Source organism: Acinetobacter sp. ANC_7503, from assembly GCF_056780035.1.
The window spans coordinates 1-5,313 of sequence record NZ_JBWYJA010000023.1; the positions used below are offsets into that span (position 1 = coordinate 1).

Annotated in this window: 2 tRNA genes and 2 rRNA genes; all 4 read left to right on the forward strand. The window is 48.9% G+C overall.

From position 1 onward, the window contains the following. Window positions 1–169 precede the first annotated feature (169 nt). Window positions 170–1,707: ribosomal RNA gene (locus tag AC1M9M_RS14720) — 16S ribosomal RNA — on the forward strand. A 61-nt stretch (window positions 1,708–1,768) separates the two neighbouring features. Next, window positions 1,769–1,845: transfer RNA gene (locus tag AC1M9M_RS14725), tRNA-Ile, on the forward strand. Window positions 1,846–1,884: 39 nt separating this feature from the next. After that, window positions 1,885–1,960 (forward strand) — tRNA-Ala (locus AC1M9M_RS14730). 379 nt (window positions 1,961–2,339) lie between these two features. Beyond that, window positions 2,340–5,231 (forward strand): 23S ribosomal RNA (locus AC1M9M_RS14735). Together the 16S and 23S rRNA genes with 2 tRNA genes alongside form the textbook arrangement of a ribosomal RNA operon. The last annotated feature ends 82 nt before the right edge of the window (window positions 5,232–5,313 follow it).

A 5,313-nucleotide genomic window follows, 5' to 3' on the forward strand; every position in this document is an offset into this window, starting at 1 on the left:
AAGATCATTAAGAGATTATGAAGAACAACTTGTGTGGATTTTTACTGGTTGATTGATCGATATATATTATCATTGATAATTGGTAGAAATTTCTCGAAGTTTATTTGAGCAAATTTTTTGTCAGTAATTGATGAGCCAAGATTGGTACCCTTTAGGTACTATTGATTTTAAACTGAAGAGTTTGATCATGGCTCAGATTGAACGCTGGCGGCAGGCTTAACACATGCAAGTCGAGCGGGGGAAGGTAGCTTGCTACTGGACCTAGCGGCGGACGGGTGAGTAATGCTTAGGAATCTGCCTATTAGTGGGGGACAACATCTCGAAAGGGATGCTAATACCGCATACGTCCTACGGGAGAAAGCAGGGGACCTTCGGGCCTTGCGCTAATAGATGAGCCTAAGTCGGATTAGCTAGTTGGTGGGGTAAAGGCCTACCAAGGCGACGATCTGTAGCGGGTCTGAGAGGATGATCCGCCACACTGGGACTGAGACACGGCCCAGACTCCTACGGGAGGCAGCAGTGGGGAATATTGGACAATGGGCGGAAGCCTGATCCAGCCATGCCGCGTGTGTGAAGAAGGCCTTTTGGTTGTAAAGCACTTTAAGCGAGGAGGAGGCTACTAAGATTAATACTCTTGGATAGTGGACGTTACTCGCAGAATAAGCACCGGCTAACTCTGTGCCAGCAGCCGCGGTAATACAGAGGGTGCGAGCGTTAATCGGATTTACTGGGCGTAAAGCGTGCGTAGGCGGCTTTTTAAGTCGGATGTGAAATCCCCGAGCTTAACTTGGGAATTGCATTCGATACTGGGAAGCTAGAGTATGGGAGAGGATGGTAGAATTCCAGGTGTAGCGGTGAAATGCGTAGAGATCTGGAGGAATACCGATGGCGAAGGCAGCCATCTGGCCTAATACTGACGCTGAGGTACGAAAGCATGGGGAGCAAACAGGATTAGATACCCTGGTAGTCCATGCCGTAAACGATGTCTACTAGCCGTTGGGGCCTTTGAGGCTTTAGTGGCGCAGCTAACGCGATAAGTAGACCGCCTGGGGAGTACGGTCGCAAGACTAAAACTCAAATGAATTGACGGGGGCCCGCACAAGCGGTGGAGCATGTGGTTTAATTCGATGCAACGCGAAGAACCTTACCTGGTCTTGACATAGTAAGAACTTTCCAGAGATGGATTGGTGCCTTCGGGAACTTACATACAGGTGCTGCATGGCTGTCGTCAGCTCGTGTCGTGAGATGTTGGGTTAAGTCCCGCAACGAGCGCAACCCTTTTCCTTATTTGCCAGCGGGTTAAGCCGGGAACTTTAAGGATACTGCCAGTGACAAACTGGAGGAAGGCGGGGACGACGTCAAGTCATCATGGCCCTTACGACCAGGGCTACACACGTGCTACAATGGTCGGTACAAAGGGTTGCTACCTAGCGATAGGATGCTAATCTCAAAAAGCCGATCGTAGTCCGGATTGGAGTCTGCAACTCGACTCCATGAAGTCGGAATCGCTAGTAATCGCGGATCAGAATGCCGCGGTGAATACGTTCCCGGGCCTTGTACACACCGCCCGTCACACCATGGGAGTTTGTTGCACCAGAAGTAGGTAGTCTAACCGCAAGGAGGACGCTTACCACGGTGTGGCCGATGACTGGGGTGAAGTCGTAACAAGGTAGCCGTAGGGGAACCTGCGGCTGGATCACCTCCTTAACGAAAGATTGACGATTGGTAAGAATCCACAACAAGTTGTTCTTCATGACGATGTATCTGAGGGTCTGTAGCTCAGTTGGTTAGAGCACACGCTTGATAAGCGTGGGGTCACAAGTTCAAGTCTTGTCAGACCCACCATGACATACTCATACGATACATTGATCTAAATGATAAGCTGGGGACTTAGCTTAGTTGGTAGAGCGCCTGCTTTGCACGCAGGAGGTCAGGAGTTCGACTCTCCTAGTCTCCACCACGTATTCATTCGAATACGTAGTAAGCAAACGAGTTGATAGCTTATAGAGCTTAGTAATAAAGCTGTGTATACTGCACGCCTTGATTATTAAGCTCTGTGATTTATCACAGTTGACTGCGATCTGACGAAGACGTAGTGAATCATTAACAGCATATATTTGAGTTGAAATAATTTGTTCATACTCATAGAAAGAGCGGAAACGAGATAACGTAAGTTATTGAGTTGAAGTGATTGAAATGAGAACTAGCGAAATTAACTGAATCAAGCGTTTTGGTATATGAATTTGAATTGAAGCTGTACAGTGTTTAGATACACAGTACTTCAAACTGTAATGTTGAACGATCTACTTGTAGGATCGAACGACTGTTTGGGGTTGTATAGTCAAGTAATTAAGTGCATGTGGTGGATGCCTTGGCAGTCAGAGGCGATGAAAGACGTGATAGCCTGCGAAAAGCTCCGGGGAGGCGGCAAATATCCTGTGATCCGGAGATTTCTGAATGGGGGAACCCACCTATCATAAGATAGGTATTGCAACATGAATACATAGTGTTGCAAGGCAAACGCGGGGAAGTGAAACATCTCAGTACCCGTAGGAAAAGAAATCAATTGAGATTCCCTCAGTAGCGGCGAGCGAAAGGGGAAAAGCCCATTAAGTTATGTAAGCTTTAGTGGAATGCTCTGGGAAGTGCAACCATAGTAGGTGATAGTCCTGTACACGAAAGGGCTTACATGATGATGTCGAGTAGGGCGGGGCACGTGAAACCTTGTCTGAATATGGGGGGACCATCCTCCAAGGCTAAATACTCCTGACTGACCGATAGTGAACCAGTACCGTGAGGGAAAGGCGAAAAGAACCCCTGTGAGGGGAGTGAAATAGATCCTGAAACCGCATGCATACAAGCAGTGGGAGCCACTTCGTGTGGTGACTGCGTACCTTTTGTATAATGGGTCAGCGACTTACATTCAGTAGCAAGGTTAACCGAATAGGGGAGCCGTAGAGAAATCGAGTCTTAATAGGGCGTTTAGTTGCTGGGTGTAGACCCGAAACCAGGCGATCTATCCATGAGCAGGTTGAAGGTGAGGTAACACTTACTGGAGGACCGAACCCACTGTCGTTGAAAAGCCAGGGGATGACTTGTGGATAGGGGTGAAAGGCTAATCAAGCCTGGTGATAGCTGGTTCTCCCCGAAAGCTATTTAGGTAGCGCCTCGGACGAATACCATTGGGGGTAGAGCACTGTTTCGGCTAGGGGGTCATCCCGACTTACCAAACCGATGCAAACTCCGAATACCAATGAGTACTATCCGGGAGACAGACTGCGGGTGCTAACGTCCGTAGTCAAGAGGAAAACAATCCAGACCGCCAGCTAAGGTCCCTAAATCATAGTTAAGTGGGAAACGATGTGGGAAGGCATAGACAGCTAGGAGGTTGGCTTAGAAGCAGCCACCCTTTAAAGAAAGCGTAATAGCTCACTAGTCGAGTCGGCCTGCGCGGAAGATGTAACGGGGCTAAAACTATGTACCGAAGCTGCGGATTTGCAATTTATTGCAAGTGGTAGGGGAGCGTTCTGTAAGCCGATGAAGGTGGATTGAGAAGTCTGCTGGAGGTATCAGAAGTGCGAATGCTGACGTGAGTAACGATAAAACGGGTGAAAAACCCGTTCGCTGAAAGACCAAGGGTTCCAGTCCAACGTTAATCGGGGCTGGGTGAGTCGACCCCTAAGGCGAGGCCGAGAGGCGTAGTCGATGGGAAATTGGTTAATATTCCAATACTTCTGTGTAATGCGATGAGAGGACGGAGAAGGTTAAGTCAGCCTGGCGTTGGTTGTCCAGGTGGAAGATTGTAGGCATGTATCTTAGGCAAATCCGGGGTACTCTATGCTGAGAATCGATAGCAAGCTAGTTTACTAGCGAAGTGGCTGATACCATACTTCCAGGAAAAGTCTCTAAGCTTCAGTTACACAGGAATCGTACCCGAAACCGACACAGGTGGTCAGGTCGAGTAGACCAAAGCGCTTGAGAGAACTCTGCTGAAGGAACTAGGCAAAATGGTACCGTAACTTCGGGAGAAGGTACGCTGCCGGCGGTGATAGGACTTGCTCCTTGAGCTACTGGCAGCCTCAGAAACCAGGCCGCTGCAACTGTTTATTAAAAACATAGCACTCTGCAAACACGAAAGTGGACGTATAGGGTGTGATGCCTGCCCGGTGCTGGAAGGTTAATTGATGGGGTTAGCGTAAGCGAAGCTCTTGATCGAAGCCCCAGTAAACGGCGGCCGTAACTATAACGGTCCTAAGGTAGCGAAATTCCTTGTCGGGTAAGTTCCGACCTGCACGAATGGCATAATGATGGCGGCGCTGTCTCCAGCAGAGGCTCAGTGAAATCGAATTCGCCGTGAAGATGCGGTGTACCCGCGGCTAGACGGAAAGACCCCGTGAACCTTTACTGCAGCTTGACATTGAACTTTGATCTTACTTGTGTAGGATAGGTGGGAGGCTTTGAAGTAGAAACGCCAGTTTCTATGGAGCCGTCCTTGAAATACCACCCTGGTAATATTGAGGTTCTAACTCTGCTCCATTATCTGGAGCGAGGACCATGTCTGGTGGGTAGTTTGACTGGGGCGGTCTCCTCCTAAAGAGTAACGGAGGAGTACGAAGGTGCGCTCAGCGTGGTCGGAAATCACGCGTAGAGTATAAAGGCAAAAGCGCGCTTAACTGCGAGACCCACAAGTCGAGCAGGTACGAAAGTAGGTCTTAGTGATCCGGTGGTTCTGTATGGAAGGGCCATCGCTCAACGGATAAAAGGTACTCTGGGGATAACAGGCTGATACCGCCCAAGAGTTCATATCGACGGCGGTGTTTGGCACCTCGATGTCGGCTCATCTCATCCTGGGGCTGAAGCAGGTCCCAAGGGTATGGCTGTTCGCCATTTAAAGAGGTACGCGAGCTGGGTTTAGAACGTCGTGAGACAGTTCGGTCCCTATCTACCGTGGGCGTTGGAAATTTGAGAGGATCTGCTCCTAGTACGAGAGGACCAGAGTGGACGAACCTCTGGTGTACCGGTTGTGACGCCAGTCGCATCGCCGGGTAGCTATGTTCGGAAGGGATAACCGCTGAAAGCATCTAAGCGGGAAGCCTACCTCAAGATTAGATTTCCCAAGGACTTTATGTCCTCTAAAGAGCCGTTGAAGACTACAACGTTGATAGGTTGGATGTGGAAGTACGGTGACGTATGAAGCTGACCAATACTAATTACTCGTGAGGCTTGACTATACAACACCCAAACAGTTGGTGTTGTGGTTCAAATCATGACAAATAACTTGATTTAGTTAGATAAAACGCTAAACTGCACAAA